This window comes from Arthrospira sp. PCC 8006, assembly GCF_046480465.1.
Lineage (GTDB): Bacteria > Cyanobacteriota > Cyanobacteriia > Cyanobacteriales > Microcoleaceae > Limnospira > Limnospira platensis.
The window spans coordinates 1-442 of sequence record NZ_PKGG01000560.1 but is presented as its reverse complement, the minus strand read 5'-3'; the positions used below and the strand labels follow the sequence as shown (position 1 = coordinate 442).

Below are 442 nucleotides of genomic sequence, written 5' to 3'. Positions count from 1 at the left end.
CGTTTTTGCGCTCTTATTTCTTGMAAATAGTATTTTTAGTCAACCAGAAAATTATTTTTTTTCAGACACCTATGATGTTACAATAGTGATTTCGAAAATAAGCAATGAGGGGCCTATTAAAATAGTTACTGGGTTGCAGTATTCATATTTACGAAGAGATAGTTTTCCCTTCGAGGCTTATGTTTTGCCTGATAGTGATTTGAAGTTGCCAAGTACGTTTTCAATTTTTTGGCAACGTATGCCATTTGTAAGTAAAAATAAATACAAGTGTAGGGTACGATATTTAAATCATAAAATATACACTTTGGTTGATGTGAGAAAAGTTTGTTTTGACAAATATGATGTTTGTATTGTTGCGGCAGATAATACATTTGGAAGTTTATGTGAAATAATGGATATTGAAAAAATTAGATAGAGTTTATCATAGGAGCCAATTGCCTTG

Annotated in this window: 1 protein-coding gene; it reads left to right on the top strand. The window is 31.1% G+C overall.

Annotation, left to right across the window (positions count from 1 at the left end; all coding sequences use genetic code 11):
- Positions 1–415 (top strand): hypothetical protein (locus tag B9T16_RS29370; protein ID WP_410246466.1); only part of this gene is annotated, 415 nt, incomplete at its 5' end.
- Positions 416–442 lie beyond the last annotated feature (27 nt).